This window comes from Comamonas granuli NBRC 101663, from assembly GCF_000739995.1.
Taxonomy (GTDB): Bacteria; Pseudomonadota; Gammaproteobacteria; order Burkholderiales; family Burkholderiaceae_C; genus Simplicispira; species Simplicispira granuli.
Genome location: NZ_BBJX01000005.1, coordinates 1 through 15,840 on the forward strand (window position 1 = coordinate 1; position 15,840 = coordinate 15,840).

Below are 15,840 nucleotides of genomic sequence, written 5' to 3' on the forward strand. Positions count from 1 at the left end.
GGCCTGGCTCAAGTGCAAGTACATGCGCGAGCACCTGGGCGAGGAATTCAGCGGCATGGTGTCGGCTGCGACGAGCTTCGGCATCTTCGTGACCCTGGATGCCATGTACGTCGAGGGCCTGGTGCACATCACCGAGCTGGGCGAGGAGTATTTCCGCTTCGACGAGGCGCGCCAGGAACTGCGCGGCGAACGCACGGGCACGCGCTATGCGATAGGCACGCGCGTGCGCGTGCAGGTCAGCCGTGTGGATCTGGATGGGCGCCGCATCGACTTCCGCCTGGTCCCGGAAGGCGGCGCGCAGGCGCCGGCGCGCTCCAAGGCGGGCAAGGCATCCCGGCCGGCCGAGACCGAAGAAGCCGGAGCCCCGGCGCGCGGCAGGGCCGCCAAGGCCGGGGGAGCGCGGGGAGGAGCGACGGCACATGCAGCGGCCGGTACCCCGTCCGCGGCCCGGGCCGCGCAGCCCGCCGCCAAGGCCGGCCGTTCCGGCGGCAAGGCGGGGGGCAAGAAGGCGTCTGCGTCCCAGGCGCGCCCGGGGCGCACGCGGCGCTCCTGAACGCGCGGCACCGGCCAGGGGCCGGGGGCGTGGCCGCAGGGTGGAAAAAAAGCCTGGCTACGCGGTCCTGGTCCGGCGCCCTCTGTCCCCGTGCGGGAACAGTGTGGCCGGGCCGGGGGCCGTTGGCTGGCTTAAAACGACTCTGGCGGAGCCGGCTTGCCGGCCCGGGAGTCGCCCCACGATGAAACTATTTGGTCAGGATGAGCTTGCCCAGGCGCGTGGTTTGCAGGCGGTAGAGCGCGCCGTTGTGGCGGATGGCCACGGCCGTGCCGCCGCGCAGCAGGCGCTGGCTGTCCAGCACCGCGTGCCCGGGGCCATCCTCCGGGGGGCATGCATCGACGCGCATGGACGCGGTCACGGCAGGCGCCGGGGGCATGCAGGAGTGCGGGGCAGGAATGGGTGGCATGGTTGCAGGCATGGCGGGCAGAGGGTGCGTCATTCAGTTATGCCAATGATAATCATTATCAATAACATTGTCCAGCATTCTTGGGGGCTGGCGTGCAGGACGGATCAGGGCTGCGGGTCGGTCACGAACCCGATTTTGCGCAGGCCTGCGCGCTGCGCGCTGGCCATGGCCTGGGCGACGCGCTCGTAGCGCACGTCCCGGTCGCCGCGGATGTGCAGGTCGGGCTGGGGGTCCTTGGCTCCCTCGGTCTGCAGCAGGGTGTTCAGCTCTTCGTCACTGACGGCCTTGCCGTTCCAGTGGTAGCTGCCGTCGGCCTGCACGCTCAGGCGGATGGTCTCGGGCTGGATCTGCTCGGGCTGGTTGGCTGCGCGTGGCAGCTCGACATTGACCGAGTGCTTCATCACCGGCACGGTGATGATGAAGATGATGAGCAGCACCAGCATGACGTCCACCAGCGGCGTCATGTTGATCTCGTTCATCACCTCGTCGGCTTCGTCCTGCGTACCGAAGGCCATGGTCAGTGTCCTTTCTTGAGCGAGCGCACGTTGCTTGCGTCGCCGGCAGAGCCTACGCGGGCGCCGGTGACGAAATAGGCGTGCAGGTCATAGGCGAAGCTGTTGAGCCGCGCGAGGATGTACTTGTTGCCGCGCACCAGCGCGTTGTAGCCGAGCACGGCAGGAATGGCCACGGCCAGGCCCAGGGCGGTCATGATGAGGGCCTCGCCGATCGGGCCGGCGACCTTGTCGATGGTGGACTGCCCCGAGGTGCCTATGGCCAGCAACGCATGGTAGATGCCCCAGACGGTGCCGAACAGGCCGACGAAGGGCGCGGTCGAACCCACCGAGGCCAGGATGGCCAGGCCCGCTTGCAGGCGCGCGGTGAAGGTGTCGATGGAATTGCGCATGCAGCCCTTGATCCAGTCGCTCACGTCCAGGCTGTCGTGCAACTGGGCCTTGGTGTTGCGGTGGTGCGCGGCCGCTTCCCGCCCCTCGATGGCCAGCTGGCGGAAGGGGTTGGCCGGGTCGTTGCCCAGGCGGTTGAGGCCTTCGGCCAGGTCGTTGCTGTGCCAGAAGACCGACACGGCGCGCGCCTGCTTCTTGAAGCGCACGATGTCCAGCGCCTTGATGACGATGACGATCCACGAGGCCAGCGACATGCCCAGCAGCAGAATGGCCACGGCGCGTGTGACGAAGTCGCCCTGGGACCAGAGGTTGGCGAGGCCGAATTGCGTATCCATGGGAAAGAACTCCTGAAAATTATTCGAGAACGAAATGGATGGGCACGAGGTACCACATGGCCTCGGGCACGCCGTTGCGCTTGCCGGGCACGAACTTCCACCGGGCCACGGTGTCCTGGGCCTGGCGGTCCAGGCGCTCGAAGCCGCTGGAGCGGTTGATCTCGATTTTTTGCGGCAGGCCGTCCGTGCCGATGAACACGCGCAGCACCACCTTGCCCTGCTCGCCCATGCGCTTGCTGATGGCCGGGTAGCTGGGTGCGGGGTTCTGCAGGTAGGAGGCGTTGCTCGACGGCAGCTCGATCTGGGGCGCCGCTGGAGCGGCCGGGACCGCAACCGGTGCGGCGGCGGGGGGCGCGGAGGGCGCCGCGGGTGCAGGATCGGGCGGCGCAGGGCTTGCCGGCAGGGCGTCGAGCGACGGGCTGCTGTCGGCCAGCGGCACAGGCTGGGGCGCGGGGCGCGGGGCCGGTGCCTTGGCCTGCGGGGTGCGCTGGGTCTGGGGTTTGGGTGCTGGTGCGGGCGGCGGCGGCTCGGCCTGGGTTTCGGGGGCGGGCGGCGCGACGTATTGCGCCAGCAGCGTCGCAGGCACGATGACTTCCACCGCGCGGCGCAGCAGGCCCGTCTGCAGCGCCCACAGCGCCGCGACGTGCAGCAGCACCACGCCGGTGGCAATCAGGGCGTTGCGGCTCCATCCCCGGGGCTGCTCGAAGCGGTCGTACATGGACATAAAAATGATAGCTGCTCGCGCAATGCTGTATTACGCTAGAGGGCGATTTGATCCAAAAAATCAGGGGCGCAAAACCCAGCATGCCGAGCCGACGACGATCAACAGGCCTGCCAGCAAGATGGTCACGAATGCCATGGACGCTCCATTCCCCAAGCCGATTCGATGCGGGCGATACCGGTATTGTGCGGCAGGGTTTGCATGGGCGCCATTATAAATGAGAATCGGTATTATTCGCAATGTGTGCGCCGCAGAATTCCGCCCCCGATTCAGGTGTCGGCCCACATGCGCAGCAGGTTGTGGTACGTGCCCGTCAGGGCCACGGTTTCCGGCGAGTCGCCGTGCTGCCCGCGCAGGCGCAGCAAGGCCATGTCCATCTCGTAGAGCAGGCGGCGCTGCTCGTCGCTGCGCACCATGCTCTCGATCCAGAAGAAGCAGGCCATGCGGTGGCCGCGCGTGACCGGGCGGACCTGGTGCACGCTGGTACCGGGGTAGATGACGGCGTGGCCGGCGGGCAGCTTGATCTGCTGCTCGCCGAAGGTGTCGGCGATGCAGAGTTCGCCGCCGTCGTATTCCTCGGGGTCGGACAGGAACACGGTGCAGGAGATGTCGGTGCGCAGGCGTTCGCGGCGTCCGGGCATCTGACGGATGGAGGCATCGACATGGTCGCCGTAGTGGTTGGCGGCGCCGCCGTAGCGGTTGATGCGCGGCGGAAAGACGCGCTTGGGCAGCGTGGCGGTGAGGACCAGCGCGCTGCGGTCCAGTGCCGCCAGCACCATGGCTGAAATCGCCTGTGCCGCTGCGCAGTCGCGCGGCAGTTGTTCATTGTTCTTGGCCAGGCGCGCCTGCGGGCCGGCGCTATCGCTCCCGTCGGCCCAGGGGGCGCTGGCGAGCTGTTGCCGGGCGTTCTGCAGGTCGGCGGGCGAGAGGAGGTGGGGCAGGGTGAGCAGCATGGCGGAAAGCAAAAAGCCGCCCCGGGGCGGGGCGGCACACCGTGGAGTGAGGGGCGGTCAGAACTTGAGGCTGGCTGTGATCTGGAAGATGCGGCCCGCGCCGGGCACGTAGTGGCCGCTGTAGACCGCATCGGCATAAAGCTTGTTGGTCACGTTCGTCAGATTGGCCTTGAGCGAGAAGTTCTCGCTGATGGTGTACTCGGCCATCAGGTCGGCGGTCACGTAGCCGGGCACGTCCCAGCCGGGATTGCGGTTGGGCGTCTGGGCGCTGCGGAAGTTCAGGCCGCCGCCCACGCGCAGCTGCGGCGTGAGCTGGTAGGTGGTCCAGAACGTGCCGCTGTGGCGCGGGGTGAGCGAAGGGCGGCTGCCCTGGCCTTCGGCGCCTTCGGCGCCGATATCGATCTTGGCGCTGGGCATCCACATGTAGGAGCCATAGACCTCCCACTGGGGCGTGAGGCGGCCGGTTACGTCGATTTCCGCGCCCGCGGCATGGCGTTTGCCCGACAGCACGGCGATGTTCAGGTCGGGGTCGGTATTGCGCTCGTGCAGCTTGGTCGAGTGGAACACGGCCAGGCGCGTGGTGAAGCGCTTGTCGGCCGAGTCGATCTTGGCGCCGATCTCGATATTGCGGCTCGATTCGGGCGGCGTGTTCACCGTCTGCGGGCTGTACGAGTAGGTGTCGCCCGAGGTGTTGAACGAGGTGCCGTAGGAGAAGTGGTAGGACTGCAGCGGCGTGGGCTGGTAGAGCACGCCCAAGCGCTTGCTCCATTCGGCAATCTTCTGGCGGTACGCAGTGGTGGTGACGGGGCCCGGGGCGGTGTTCGGGATACCGAAGGTGTTGTAGCGGCCGTCCATGCTGTCGTAGCGCAGGCCGCCCAGGATCTTCCAGTGCGGCGCCACCTGCACCAGGTCCTGCGCATACACGCCCCAGCCCTTGGCGTCGAAGTCGCTCGATGTGCGCAGCACGCGGCTGGCTTCGTTCACGGTGGCACCGTCGTTGGGCGTGCCGATCGAGGTGCCGGGCTTGCTGATGTCGATGCCGCCCTGTGCCGCGTTGCGCGCCGCGTAGACGCGCTTTTTCTCCTGCGCGAAATCGGCTCCGGCCAGCAGCTCGTGGCGCACGCCCAGTGCCTCGAACTTGTTGCTGAAATCGCTCTGCAGGTGCACGGTATCCATGTCCTGCATCTTCAGGTGGTTGCCGCGCGTCAGGCGCGTGCCAGGGCCGAAGTTCGACAGGTTGGCGGCGATGCCGCCGGGCTGCTGCGCGGCCGCCGCCAGGCGCACGGCCCCCGCGCGCTGGTCGCGCTCGAAGCTGCCGGCGCGCAACTGGGTCTTGAGCTCGGCCTGGCCATCGAAGCGGTGCACATGCTGCAGCGTGGCCATGGTGGCGCTGCCCGCGTTGTAGTCGCTGGCGGCGCCGTAGTAGGCCGCCGGGTCCAGGGGCAGCATGGTGGTGTCGCTGGCGGGCGAGGTGGCCGTGCGCCGGATCCATGGCAGGCCGTAGTTCATGCCGTTGTTGTTGTCCAGGTGGTAGAGGCTGACGGCGAATTCGTCGCGCGTGCCGACGCCCCAGGCGTAGCTGGCGGCGATGCCCTTCTTCTCGATGCTGCTGCCTGCACCGTTGTTGTCGGCGGTGGTGCTCATGGCGTTGATGCGCAGCGCGGCGTTTTCGCCGGTGTAGATGTTGAAGTCGCCCGTGGCGCGGCGGTACTGGTGGCCGCCCAGCGTGAGGTCCACCTGGTGGGCGTCGATCAGGCGCGGGGCTTTGCTGACCTGGTTGACCGCGCCGCCGGTCGAGCCGCGGCCGAACAGCATGGAGGCCGAGCCGCGCAGCAGCTCCACGCGGTCGAGGTTGAAGGTGTCGCGGTCGTAGAAGGCCGGGTCGCGCATGCCGTTGATGAACATGTCGCCCGTGCTCTGCAGCGCGAAGCCGCGCAGGCGGATGTCTTCCTCGCCGCCCTCGGCGGCCAGGAAGGTGATGCCGGCAGTGTTCTTGAGCGCTTCCTTGACGGTGTCGAGGTTGCGGTCATCGATCAGGCGCTCGGTCACCACCGTCACCGACTGGGGAATGTCGCGCAGTTGCTGGCGGCCCTTGCCGATGGTGGTCTCGGTGGCGCGCACGCTGTCTTTGCCTTCGGGCGCTTCAGCCTGTTCTTTCACCGTGATGGTACCCAGGGACTTTTCGGCGGGTGCGCTGGTCTGGGCTTGCACGCCCACCGAGGCCGCGAGCATCAGAGCACCCAATGGCAGGAGCGCCGCAGATGCAGGGTGTTGTGGCAAAGGGGGAGATTTTTGCAGCGCGTTACTGGGGCGCTGAGCGCGTCGATGTGCCAATGGGGCCTCCGTCGGATGGTTCTAAGCGGAAGCGCCGCCAGGGGGAGGCGGCGCCAGGATCGGGCGAGGGCAGTGGCTGGCGTGAGCGTGGCTGTGCGTCGCACATGCCAATCTTAAATTAAATAACAGTCATTCTCATTCGTATTGATGTAATTTTGCAACACTCCGGCGGAGATTTCCGCTGCAGCGGCGCGTGCCGCAGCGCACGGGCAAGAAAAAAGCCGGCATCGCCGGCTTGCGGGTGGGGCTGCAGCGGTCGCTTACTGCACGTGCTTGCCGATCAGGCCGGCCATTTCGAACATGGACACCTGGTCCTTGCCGAAGATGGGCTTGAGTTTGGCGTCGGCGTTGATCATGCGCTTGTTGGCGTTGTCCTGCAGTTTGTGCGCCTTGATGTAGACCCACATCTTGCTGATGATTTCCGTGCGGGGCAGCGGCGTGGCACCGACGACGGCGGCCAGAGCAGGGCTGGGCGTGAGCGCCTTCATGAAAGCCGCGTTGGGGGTGCGCTTTTTGGCGGGAGCTGCGGCTTGTGCTGTAGTGCTCTTGGCGGGGGCTTTCTTGGCAGTTGCCATCTTGGGTTTTCCTTATGGGGTGTGGTCAATAGCACCAGCGAAAACCTGCATGTCCACTGGCAGGTCGATGCTAACGGTAAAAAAACCGGTTTCCAAGCGGGGAGGGGGGATTTTTGCTTCCTCTTGTTGCTCGGTTGCCAAGACCGCACAGCAACCCATCGCCGCCTGCCGCCCAGTGGGCGGCGGGTGCGCAACCGGTCAGTGGCACGCGGCCTGGTTGTTCACGATGCGCCGCAGGGCCTCGGTGCTGAGGATGCGCACATGCCGCTGCTTGACTTCCACGATGCCGTCATCGACGAATTTGGAGAAGGTGCGGCTCACGGTCTCGAGCTTGAGGCCCAGGTAGCTGCCGATTTCCTCCCGCGTCATGCGCAGTACCAGCTCGGACTGCGAGAACCCGCGCGCATGCAGGCGCTGCACGAGGTTGAGCAGAAAGGCGGCCAGCCGCTCCTCCGCGCGCATGCTGCCCAGCAGCAGCATCACGCCGTGCTCGCGCACGATCTCGCGGCTCATGATCTTGTGCACATGGTGCTGCAGCGCATTGACCTCGCGCGAGAGCTCCTCGATGCGGTCGAAGGGCATCACGCACACCTCGGCGTCTTCCAGTGCCACGGCGTCGCAGGTGTGGTGGTCGTTGACGATACCGTCCAGGCCGATGATCTCGCCGGCCATCTGGAAACCCGTCACCTGGTCACGCCCATCCTCCGTTGCCACGCAGGTCTTGAAGAAACCGGTGCGAATGGCAAACAGCGAGGTGAAGGCCTCGCCGTTGCGAAACAGGGTGCTGCCACGCTTGATTTTGCGCCGCACCGCAACCACATCGTCAATGCGGCGCAGTTGCTCATCGGTCAGGCCGACGGGCATGCACAGTTCGCGCAGATTGCAGTTGGAACAGGCCACCTTGATGGTCTGCGCGTTGACGGCCGTCTGCGGAGACTGTTTCCCGGAGGAAGGTTCCGCTGCATCCGTGTCGGATGGCGACAGGGCGATGGGAATGCGCTGGGAGGGTGACATGCATCAAATTATCGCCCAATCGTGCCGCAGGCGGAAACCCGGAGCGAATGTCGGATGCTTGACCGGAATCAAGCGCACGCCCGCGAATCTGGTGCACATTAGCCAGATCAGTCAGGAACAAGAATGACCATTGTCACGCCCGAATTGCTGACCCGGTACGACATCTCCGGTCCGCGCTATACCTCATACCCCACCGCCGACCGCTTCGTGGATGCTTTTGGCGAGCAGGACTATGTGCTCGCGCTGCAGCAGCGCCGACAAAGCCCGGTGGGCAAGGCCATGCCCTTGTCCATCTATGTGCACATTCCGTTCTGCGAGTCGCTGTGTTATTACTGCGCCTGCAACAAGATCATCACCAAGCACCACGACCGCGCCGATGTGTACCTGCGCTACCTGAGCCGCGAGATCGACCTGCACACGGCCCATTGCGGGGTCGGGCAGACGGTCAGCCAGGTGCATCTGGGCGGCGGGACGCCGACCTTCCTCTCGGACGAGGGCCTGCGCGATCTCATGGGCATGCTGCGCAGCCAGTTCACCCTGGTGCCGGGAGGGGAATACTCCATCGAGGTGGATCCGCGCACCGTGGACGCCGACCGCCTGGCGGTGCTGGCCGAGCTGGGGTTCAACCGGCTGAGCTTCGGCGTGCAGGATTTCGACCCCGAGGTGCAAAAGGCCGTGCACCGCATCCAGCCTGCCGAGCAGGTGTTCGCGCTGGTCGAGTCCGCGCGCAAGATCGGCTTCGATTCGATCAATGTCGATCTGATCTACGGCCTGCCGCGGCAGACCCCGGAGTCCTTTGACCGCACCCTGGCCCAGGTCGCGCAGTTGCGCCCGGACCGCATCGCCCTCTATGCCTATGCCCACCTGCCCGAGCGCTTCAAGGCGCAGCGGCGCATCGTCTGGGCGGATCTGCCGATGGCGTCGGCCAAGGTCTCCATGCTGGCGCGTTCGCTCGAAGCCTTCAGCAGCGCGGGCTATGTGTATGTGGGCATGGACCATTTCGCGCTGCCCGATGACGCCCTGGCCGTCGCCAAGCGCCAGGGGCGGCTGCACCGCAACTTCCAGGGCTACAGCACGCAGCCCGACTGCGATCTCATCGGCCTGGGGGTTTCCGCCATCGGGCGCGTGGGCCCCACCTACAGCCAGAATGCCAAGACGCTGGAGGAGTACTACGACCTGATCAACCAGGGGCGCCTGCCGGTGGTGCGCGGCCTGGCCCTCACGCGCGACGATCTGGTGCGCCGTGCGGTCATCATGGCCATCATGTGCCAGGGCGAACTGGTCTTTGAATCGCTGGAGCAGGCGTGGCTGATCGATGCGCGCAGCTATTTCGCTGCCGAGCTGGAGATGCTGCGCGAGCTGGAGCAGCAGGGCCTGGTGAGCCTGAGCGACGAGGGCCTGGAAGTGACGGCCATGGGCTGGTATTTCGTGCGCGCCATTGCCATGGTGTTTGACAAGTACCTGCAGGCCGACAAGAGCCGCGCGCGGTTCTCGCGCATCATCTAGCATGCTTTCCTCTCTGGCCGCGACCGCCTTGCTCATGGGGCTCGCGGGCGGCTCCCATTGCCTCGTCATGTGCGCGGTACCCTGCAGCATGGTGGTGTCCTCCGGCGTGCCGGATACTGGTGCGCAGCGCGTGCAGTGGCTGCCGCAGGGCAGCCGCGCGCGCCGGCTGGGCGCCTGGCATGCCGGCCGGCTGCTGGGCTATGGCGTCGCCGGGGCGCTTGCCGCCGTGGCCATGCAAAGCCTGGCCTGGCTGACGCAGCACACAGCGGCGCTGCGCCCGGTGTGGACGTTTTTCCATGTGGCCGTGCTGGCCTGGGGGGCGCTCCTGCTGCTGCAGGCACGCCAGCCGGCCTGGGTGGAGCGCGCCGGCCGGGCGCTGTGGCAGAGGGTGCAGCCCCTGGTGCGCCTGCAGGCGGGGGTTTTCGCGGTCGGATTTCTCTGGGCCTTGATGCCCTGTGGGCTGCTGTACTCTGCACTGCTGGTGGCTGCGCTCACCGGCAGCGCCTGGCAGGGGGCGCTGGCCATGGTGCTGTTCGGCCTGGGCAGCGGGGTGTGGCTGCTGGCCGGTCCCTGGCTGTGGCAGGGCCTGCGCGGCCGGCTCGACCGCCTGCGCACCGACTGGGGCAGCCGCCTTGCCGGGGGCATTCTGTGCGGCGTGGCCCTCTGGGCGCTGTGGCACGACCTGATCTACCGGCCTTCGCTGATCTGCGAATGAAGTGTTGCGGATTTGTGGAATTTTCCCGCACGGTCAGCGTAGCGCAGTATGGGCACGGTCATAATGCAACGGAACTCCCACGCTACTTCCCCGACGCCCTGACCGCGTGATGAACGACGAATCCTCGTTGCTGGTGGATGTCCGCCAATTGCGGATCGGCATGTACATCGTGCTCGATCTGGGCTGGCTCAGCCATCCGTTTCCGGTCAACCGCTTTCGCATTGCCTCCGAGACGCAGATCGAAATCCTGCGCGACCTGGGCCTGGAGCAGGTGCGCTGCATTCCCTCGCTGAGCGACGAGCAGGCCCTGGAGCCGGCAGATGCCGCGGCACGCAGCGATGCGGCAGGGGAGCGGGCTGCAGAGGCGCCGGCGGCGCCCGGCGCGCAAGCACAGGCACCGGCCGCCGGGGCGGCGGATATCGATGCCGTCGACCAGCGCCTGCAAAGGCAGCGCGACTGGCTGGAGGCCTGCGACCGGCGCTTCATCGTGGCCACGCGCGCGTACCGCAAGCTGGCCGACAGCATCCAGGGCAGTCCGGCCCAGGCGCGCATCGAGAGCGAGGTGCTGGTGGGCGACTGCGTGCAGGAGCTGATGCACAACAACGAGTCCGTGATCGTGCTGCTGTCCGAGGGAATCGGTGACCGCCAGGCCCTGCACCCCGTCAACGTCATGGTGCTGTCCCTGCTGATGGGCAAGGCCCAGGGCATGGGTACGCAGGCCTTGCAGGACCTGGGCATGGCCGCCCTGTTGCACGACATTGGCAAGCTGCGCCTGCCTGTGCCGCTGGCGCTGCCCTTTCCGGGCATGCAGCCCGCCGACTTCGAACGCTACCGCAGCCATGTCGGCGAATCGGTGGTGATGGGCAAGGGCATGGGCCTGTCCAGCACGGTGCTGCTGGCCATGGCGCAACACCACGAGATGCACGACGGCAGCGGCTTTCCGCTGCGCCTGCGGGGCGAGGAGCTGTGCATGGCCGGGCGCATTCTTGCGCTCGTGAACCACTACGAGCGCCTATGCAATCCGGCGCGTGCGGCGCAGGGCCTCACGCCGCACGAGGCCCTCTCCACCATGTACGCACAGCAGAAATCGCTGTTCGATCCCATGGTGCTGGGCCTGTTCATCCGCATGATGGGGGTGTACCCGCCGGGCTCCGTGGTGCAACTGGTCAACGACCGGTATGCGCTGGTGGTGTCCGTCAATTCCTCGCGCCCGCTGCGCCCGCGGGTCATCGTGTACGACCCCCGGGTGCCGCGGGAGAGCGCACTCGTCCTGGACCTGGAGACCTGCCCGGAAATCGGCGTGCGGCGCAGCCTGCGGCCCAGCCAGTTGCCGCGCGAGGCGCTGGAATACCTCTCGCCGCGCCAGCGCATCTGCTATTTTTTCGAACGCGCGATCGACGCTGAGCGTGCGGAGGTCTTCGCGTGAGCAGCCTGGCTCGCCAGGATTTGCTGCACGCCGCTTGGGATCCCCTTCAGGAGGGTGTCTGGCTGGTGGATGTGCAGCAGCGCACCATCCTGTTTTCCAATGCCACGGCGGCCGCGCTCGTGGGGTTGGCTCCCGCAGACTTGGTCGGGGCCCCGGTGGGCCGGTTCGCGGCCACGCCGCAGGACCAGTGCTTCTGGTCCGAACCTGCCGACGTGCTGCTGCGCGGCATCGACTCCGAGACCCAGCTCTTGCGCGCCGACGGCAAGCTCGTGCCCGTGGAGCGGCGCGTATCTCCTTGCCCGCAGAGCCTGCACGGCCATGCCCTGCTGGTCACCATGAGCGACCGCCGCGCCTGCCTGGCGGTGGAGCACGAGCTGGAGACTCTGTTGTCCGAGCTGCGTGCCACGCTGGATTCGGCGGCCGACGGCATTCTGGTGTGCTCCCTGCAGGGCCAGGTGCGGGCCTTCAACCAGCGGCTGGTGCAGTTATGGGGCATCCCCCAGGCGCTGCTGGTGCACCGCGACGACGCGGCCCTGCTCGAATTCATGGCGACGCGCATGGCAGACCCGCAGGGCTGGCGGGCCTGCCTGGCGGCCATCGCCGCCCAGCCGCAGGAGGTGCGCAGCGAGGTGCTGGAGCTCGTGGATGGCACCGTGCTGGAATGCCGCAGCGTGCCACAGCGCAGCCGCGGGGTGCTGGCCGGCCGGGTGTACTCGTTTCGCGACATCACCCAGGAGGTGCGGGCGCAGGCCGCGTTGCGCCTGGCGGGGCGGGTGTTCGAGGCCAGCCCTTACCCCATCTTCGTCGCCGATGGCGAGCACCGCCTGGTGCGCCTGAACCCCGCCTGCGAGCAGTTGATGGGGCAGCCGGCGCAGGCACTGCTGGGCACCGGGGTCGCCGGCCTGTTCGGCAGCGGGGCCGTGCGCCAGTTCATGGACTGCGTGCTGCGCGACTGGGCGCACAGCGGCCTCTGGAGCGGCGAGCTCTGGCTGCACCGCGAGGCCGATACCGGCTGCGCCGTCCACCTCTCCTGGGTGGCGCTGCGCGATGCCGGCGGGCGCCTGGAGCAGAGCATAGGCTTCGTGCGCGACCTGACCCAGCAGCACGCGGCGCAGAAACGCATCGACGAGCTGGCCTTCAGCGACACCCTCACCAGCCTGCCCAACCGGCTGCTGCTGTCGCAGCGGGTGGAGACGGCCATCCGCACCCAGGGCAGTGCGGAGCCGGGCTTTGCCATTCTGCTGATGGACCTGGACCGCTTCCAGTTCATCAACGACTCGCTGGGGCACCATTTCGGCGACCGCATGCTGCAGCAGGTGGCGCAGCGGCTGCAGACCTGCCTGCGCCAGAGTGACATGCTCAGCCGCATCGGTGGCGATGAGTTCGCCATGTACCTGCATGGCGGGGATGCCCGCGTGGCCGAGCAGGTGGCGCGCCGCCTGCTGGACATGATGCTCCAGCCCTTCGTCCTGGACGGCAAGAGCTTCTCCGTCCAGTGCAGCATCGGTGTGGCCCTGTATCCCCAGGACGGGCGCACGCTCGACGAGCTGGTCAAGCAGGCCGACACGGCCATGTACCAGGTCAAGGAGAGCGGGCGCGGCAGCTTCGGCTTCTACCAGCCGCAGATGGGCATGCAATTGCTCGAGCGCATGAAGCTGGAGCAGGCGTTGCGCCAGGCGCTCGATCACCAGCGCCTGAGCGTGCACTTCCAGCCCCAGGTGGACATGGCCACGGGGCGCATCGTGGGTGCCGAGGCCCTGCTGCGCTGGCACGACCCGGAACTCGGCCAGGTTTCGCCGGCCACGTTCATCCCGCTGGCAGAAGAAACGGGCTACATCCTCACGCTGGGCGCCTGGGTGCTGGAGCAGTCGGTGGCGCAGGCTGCGCAGTGGCTGCGCGCGGGCCTGCCCATCGTCGTGTCGGTGAACATCTCGGCGCTGGAGATGCGCCAGAGCGACTTCGTCGAGCGCATCACCGAGCTGCTGCGCGCCCACGCGCTGCCGCCCCATTTGCTGGAGCTGGAGCTGACCGAGTCGCTGCTGCTGCGCGATGCGCAGGAGGCCGCCAGTGTGCTGCAGCGGCTCGCGGCCCTGGGGGTGGCGCTGGCCATCGACGACTTCGGCACCGGCTACTCCAGCCTGGCCTACCTGAAGAATCTGCCCATCCACAAGCTCAAGATCGACCAGTCCTTCGTGCGCGGCGTGCCCGGGCATGCGGGCGACTGCGCCATCGTCAGTGCCGTCGTCCACCTGGGGCGCGCGCTGCACCTGCGCGTCGTGGCCGAGGGCGTGGAGACCGCGGCGCAGCGCGACGCGCTGCAGTCCATGGCCTGCGATGGCTACCAGGGCTATCTGTGCTCGGCCGCCTTGCCGGCAGACGCCTTTGCCGTGCTGCTGACCGAGGCGAGCCTGAGCCCGTCAGGCCGATAGGCCCTTCCAGAGCATGTAGCAGGCCAGCGCTGCCAGCAGCAAGGCGAAGGCCCGGCGCAGGCGCGGAACGGGCCACTGGTGCGCCGCGCGCGCGCCCAGCGGGGCGGTCAGCACGCTGCACGAGGCGATCACGCCCAGGGCCGGCAGCCAGATGTAGCCCAGCGACGCCGCGGGCAGACCCGCCAGGCTGCTCCCCGCGACGGCATAGCCCGTGGCGTTGGCCAGGGCAATCGGAAAACCCAGCGCAGCGCTCGTGGCCACGGCCTGGTGGATGGGGACGTTGCACCACACCATGAAGGGCACGCTGACGAAGCCGCCCCCCGCGCCCACCATGCCCGACAGAAAGCCGATGCTGGCGCCCGCAGCCAGCTGGCCCGCCGTGCCGGGCATCTGGCGCGTGGGCGCGGGCTTCTTGTTGCGCAGCATCTGCACCGCCGAGAACCCGACGAACACGGCAAAGAACAAGGCCAGCCAGCTTCCCTTGAGCAGGGCGAATGCGCCCAGGCTGGCCGCCATGCTGCCCAGCACGATGCCCGGGGCCAGGCGCAGGGCGATGTCCCAGCGCACGGCGCCGCGCTGGTGGTGCGCGCGCACGCTGGAGATGGAGGTGAACACGATGGTGGCCATGGAGGTGGCGATGGCCATCTTCACCGCCAGGCCGGGCGCCACGCCGCTCTGGCCCAGCAGGTAGGTGAGAAAGGGCACCAGCACCATGCCGCCGCCGATGCCCAGCAGGCCCGCCAGAAAGCCCGTGCCCAGGCCCAGCAGGGCGAGCTGGGCGATCAAGAGTGGATCCATGGAAGCCGTGCCGGAGGAGGAGGCCCGCAGCGCGCTGCCGGACCAGAAAAGGCGCCAGAGGCGCCTTGCGGGAAAGAGGTGTCTGCAAATGCCACCGGGCCATCATCCTGAACCGGGGGTTCAGGGGGGCGAGGGCAGCCAGGCGTTGGGTTCATCTGACGCGAGACGATCACGCCCGCCGGGCAATGTACCAAGCCCGTGCTCGTAGAGCATTGGTTCAAGGCAATTAAGGCCCGGCAGCACCGCAGACGACGCCATTGTAGAGCCTGGCGCGGGCCCGGGGGAGCAGATACCGGTCAGAGCAGGCGCCCGTCGCTGCCCAGCGCGTCGTCCAGGCGGTGCAGCAGGGCGCGCAGGCGCTCCTCGCTCTCGGCGGGCGGCGCGCCGGCCGGCGCCAGGTCCACCGGGTCCACCGGGCGCGCGTGCGCGGCGGCGAGCTCGGCCGCTTCGCGGTCGGCCAGTTCAAAGGCCAGGTTCAGCGCCGCCAGCACGGCGATGCGCTCGCGCGCGCGCACCTTGCCGGCGTCGCGGATGCGGGTCATGGCCGTGTCCACGCGCTCGACGGCGTCGAGCAGGCGCGCCTCGCGGCCCTCCGGGCAGCCCAGCAGGTAGCTCTGCTGCATGATCTGGACTTCGAGCTGCTTCATGCACCGTCCTTGGGAGGCTGCGAGGTGGGCAGGCGGTCGACGAGGGCGTCGATGCGGTGGCGCGCCGCCTGCAGGCGCGAGCGCAGCGAGTCCCGCTCCTGGGTGAGCTCGGCCACCTGCTGCGCGAGCAATTCGTTGGTGTGCCGGAGCTGCTCGTGGCGCAGCAGCAGGCGCTCGACGCGCTCGGCAATCTGGTCCTGGAGGGGCATGGAGGCCATAGAGCCCTCGATTGTAGGCAGTTGGCCTGGCGGGCGTCGTAAAATCGGCGCGTTGGTGCTCGCGGTGTGGTTCGCATGCCGCAGTTCAACGGGAAGCAGGGAGGTCGCCGCCAGCCATGGCGGCACCGAGCCTGCGCTGCCCCCGCAACGGTCAGCGGACGAATCTCCCCGATTCTCTCTCCAGCACGCAGCCACTGGGCGCCTTGAACAAGCACCTGGGAAGGCGCTGGAGGGTGCTTCCGCCAGCCCGGATACCGGCCAACACGGTGGCCGCGCGCGCCCTCGGGGCTGCGCGCGGTCGTGTCACC

The 15,840-nt window shown here is 67.9% G+C and carries 16 protein-coding genes and 1 riboswitch; of the genes, 5 read left to right on the forward strand and 11 right to left on the reverse strand.

Annotated features, from left to right (window positions below):
- The coding region (locus tag CGR01S_RS05595) for a S1 RNA-binding domain-containing protein (RefSeq protein WP_042423582.1) at positions 1–553 on the forward strand (553 nt) is incomplete at its 5' end.
- Positions 554–740: 187 nt separating this feature from the next.
- Here CGR01S_RS05595 and hemP read toward each other — a convergent pair.
- From hemP to fnr, 8 genes are all read right to left on the reverse strand, one after another.
- Positions 741–959, reverse strand: a complete 219-nt coding sequence (gene hemP, locus CGR01S_RS05600; RefSeq protein ID WP_439644731.1) for a hemin uptake protein HemP — start codon at positions 957–959, stop codon at positions 741–743.
- A 104-nt stretch (positions 960–1,063) separates the two neighbouring features.
- The gene (locus tag CGR01S_RS05605) at positions 1,064–1,474 is read right to left on the reverse strand and encodes an ExbD/TolR family protein (RefSeq protein ID WP_042423588.1); all 411 of its coding nucleotides are present in this window, start codon (positions 1,472–1,474) and stop codon (positions 1,064–1,066) included.
- Between the two features lie 2 nt (positions 1,475–1,476).
- Positions 1,477–2,196 (reverse strand): MotA/TolQ/ExbB proton channel family protein, encoded by a 720-nt coding sequence (locus tag CGR01S_RS05610; protein ID WP_042423591.1) that lies wholly within the window; start codon positions 2,194–2,196, stop codon positions 1,477–1,479.
- 19 nt (positions 2,197–2,215) lie between these two features.
- A complete protein-coding gene (locus CGR01S_RS05615) occupies positions 2,216–2,920 on the reverse strand; it encodes an energy transducer TonB (RefSeq protein ID WP_042423594.1) in 705 nt (234 codons plus the stop codon).
- Between the two features lie 266 nt (positions 2,921–3,186).
- Positions 3,187–3,870, reverse strand: coding sequence for a Fe2+-dependent dioxygenase (locus CGR01S_RS05620; protein WP_042423599.1), 684 nt, complete (start codon positions 3,868–3,870; stop codon positions 3,187–3,189).
- A 57-nt stretch (positions 3,871–3,927) separates the two neighbouring features.
- Positions 3,928–6,102: a TonB-dependent receptor gene (locus CGR01S_RS05625; RefSeq protein ID WP_042423603.1), complete on the reverse strand. Its 2,175-nt coding sequence runs from the start codon at positions 6,100–6,102 to the stop codon at positions 3,928–3,930.
- A 362-nt stretch (positions 6,103–6,464) separates the two neighbouring features.
- Positions 6,465–6,779 (reverse strand): SWIB/MDM2 domain-containing protein, encoded by a 315-nt coding sequence (locus tag CGR01S_RS05630; protein ID WP_042423608.1) that lies wholly within the window; start codon positions 6,777–6,779, stop codon positions 6,465–6,467.
- Between the two features lie 198 nt (positions 6,780–6,977).
- Positions 6,978–7,793, reverse strand: coding sequence for a fumarate/nitrate reduction transcriptional regulator Fnr (fnr, locus tag CGR01S_RS05635; protein WP_281174252.1), 816 nt, complete (start codon positions 7,791–7,793; stop codon positions 6,978–6,980).
- A 123-nt stretch (positions 7,794–7,916) separates the two neighbouring features.
- Here fnr and hemN point away from each other — a divergent pair, with 123 nt between their 5' ends.
- The 4 genes from hemN to CGR01S_RS05655 all read left to right on the forward strand — a co-directional run bounded on the left by hemN (position 7,917) and on the right by CGR01S_RS05655 (position 13,869).
- Positions 7,917–9,299, forward strand: a complete 1,383-nt coding sequence (gene hemN / locus CGR01S_RS05640) for an oxygen-independent coproporphyrinogen III oxidase (RefSeq protein WP_042423611.1) — start codon at positions 7,917–7,919, stop codon at positions 9,297–9,299.
- 1 nt (position 9,300) lies between these two features.
- Positions 9,301–10,014 (forward strand): sulfite exporter TauE/SafE family protein, encoded by a 714-nt coding sequence (locus CGR01S_RS05645; RefSeq protein ID WP_042423614.1) that lies wholly within the window; start codon positions 9,301–9,303, stop codon positions 10,012–10,014.
- A 109-nt stretch (positions 10,015–10,123) separates the two neighbouring features.
- Complete coding sequence (locus tag CGR01S_RS05650; protein ID WP_042423617.1) at positions 10,124–11,440, forward strand: cyclic di-GMP phosphodiesterase; 1,317 nt, start codon at positions 10,124–10,126, stop codon at positions 11,438–11,440.
- A complete protein-coding gene (locus CGR01S_RS05655; RefSeq protein WP_245616759.1) occupies positions 11,437–13,869 on the forward strand; it encodes a sensor domain-containing protein in 2,433 nt (810 codons plus the stop codon). Before CGR01S_RS05650 ends, CGR01S_RS05655 begins: the two co-directional genes overlap by 4 nt.
- On the opposite strand, the gene CGR01S_RS05660 is transcribed toward CGR01S_RS05655, so the two are convergent.
- The 3 genes from CGR01S_RS05660 to CGR01S_RS05670 all read right to left on the reverse strand — a co-directional run bounded on the left by CGR01S_RS05660 (position 13,858) and on the right by CGR01S_RS05670 (position 15,532).
- Positions 13,858–14,667: a sulfite exporter TauE/SafE family protein gene (locus tag CGR01S_RS05660; protein WP_042423621.1), complete on the reverse strand. Its 810-nt coding sequence runs from the start codon at positions 14,665–14,667 to the stop codon at positions 13,858–13,860. The genes CGR01S_RS05655 and CGR01S_RS05660 overlap by 12 nt on opposite strands.
- Positions 14,668–14,963: 296 nt before the next feature.
- Positions 14,964–15,314, reverse strand: a complete 351-nt coding sequence (locus CGR01S_RS05665) for a cell division protein ZapA (protein WP_042423624.1) — start codon at positions 15,312–15,314, stop codon at positions 14,964–14,966.
- Positions 15,311–15,532, reverse strand: coding sequence for a hypothetical protein (locus CGR01S_RS05670; RefSeq protein WP_042423627.1), 222 nt, complete (start codon positions 15,530–15,532; stop codon positions 15,311–15,313). Before CGR01S_RS05670 ends, CGR01S_RS05665 begins: the two co-directional genes overlap by 4 nt.
- Positions 15,533–15,568: 36 nt before the next feature.
- Positions 15,569–15,809, forward strand: a riboswitch (cobalamin riboswitch).
- The last annotated feature ends 31 nt before the right edge of the window (positions 15,810–15,840 follow it).

Bases quoted from the DNA above. Each gene is read 5' to 3' on its own strand.
- hemN (WP_042423611.1), top strand. From the start codon at position 7,917: ATGACCATTGTCACGCCCGAATTGCTGACCCGGTACGACATCTCCGGT.
- CGR01S_RS05615 (WP_042423594.1), bottom strand. From the start codon at position 2,920: ATGTCCATGTACGACCGCTTCGAGCAGCCCCGGGGATGGAGCCGCAAC.
- CGR01S_RS05665 (WP_042423624.1), bottom strand. From the start codon at position 15,314: ATGAAGCAGCTCGAAGTCCAGATCATGCAGCAGAGCTACCTGCTGGGC.
- CGR01S_RS05670 (WP_042423627.1), bottom strand. From the start codon at position 15,532: ATGGCCTCCATGCCCCTCCAGGACCAGATTGCCGAGCGCGTCGAGCGC.
- CGR01S_RS05605 (WP_042423588.1), bottom strand. From the start codon at position 1,474: ATGGCCTTCGGTACGCAGGACGAAGCCGACGAGGTGATGAACGAGATC.
- CGR01S_RS05620 (WP_042423599.1), bottom strand. From the start codon at position 3,870: ATGCTGCTCACCCTGCCCCACCTCCTCTCGCCCGCCGACCTGCAGAAC.
- fnr (WP_281174252.1), bottom strand. From the start codon at position 7,793: ATGTCACCCTCCCAGCGCATTCCCATCGCCCTGTCGCCATCCGACACG.
- CGR01S_RS05630 (WP_042423608.1), bottom strand. From the start codon at position 6,779: ATGGCAACTGCCAAGAAAGCCCCCGCCAAGAGCACTACAGCACAAGCC.
- CGR01S_RS05625 (WP_042423603.1), bottom strand. From the start codon at position 6,102: ATGCTCGCGGCCTCGGTGGGCGTGCAAGCCCAGACCAGCGCACCCGCC.
- CGR01S_RS05610 (WP_042423591.1), bottom strand. From the start codon at position 2,196: ATGGATACGCAATTCGGCCTCGCCAACCTCTGGTCCCAGGGCGACTTC.
- CGR01S_RS05645 (WP_042423614.1), top strand. From the start codon at position 9,301: ATGCTTTCCTCTCTGGCCGCGACCGCCTTGCTCATGGGGCTCGCGGGC.
- CGR01S_RS05660 (WP_042423621.1), bottom strand. From the start codon at position 14,667: ATGGATCCACTCTTGATCGCCCAGCTCGCCCTGCTGGGCCTGGGCACG.
- hemP (WP_439644731.1), bottom strand. From the start codon at position 959: ATGCCACCCATTCCTGCCCCGCACTCCTGCATGCCCCCGGCGCCTGCC.
- CGR01S_RS05650 (WP_042423617.1), top strand. From the start codon at position 10,124: ATGAACGACGAATCCTCGTTGCTGGTGGATGTCCGCCAATTGCGGATC.